Annotated in this window: 1 rRNA gene; it reads right to left on the bottom strand. The window is 41.0% G+C overall.

Annotated features, from left to right (window positions below):
- A 5S ribosomal RNA gene (gene rrf / locus E4T71_RS09065) occupies positions 1-116 on the bottom strand.
- Positions 117-417 lie beyond the last annotated feature (301 nt).

Here is a 417-nt window from a genome sequence, read left to right as displayed (position 1 = left end):
GCTAAGCGACTACCCTATCTCACAGGGGGCAACCCCCAACTACTTCCGGCGTTCTAGGGCTTAACTTCTGTGTTCGGCATGGGAACAGGTGTATCTCCTAGGCTATCGTCACTTAACTCTTTTCTGTAATAATTTGGTGATTTCAGCGTCATCTGCATCTCGATATTCCTTAGATTTACCTCGACTGGATTCCTTGAACTCATACAAATTATCATTGATGGTTCTCTACAAAATCTTGTAGAGCGAGTGTTAAGAACACTCAAAATTGAATAACTATATTAGGATGTCAAATCCAAAAGTATCAAGTCTAACCTCAACTCGCTTCTGAGTTTGTCATTTCTTCATTTGACTTCGGATAAGTCTTCGAGCTATTAGTATTAGTCCGCTACATTGCTCACACAACTTCCACTCCTAACC

Source organism: Streptococcus sp. WM07 (assembly GCF_004570525.1).
Taxonomy (GTDB): domain Bacteria; phylum Bacillota; class Bacilli; order Lactobacillales; family Streptococcaceae; genus Streptococcus.
This window is presented reverse-complemented; position numbering and strand designations above follow the sequence as displayed.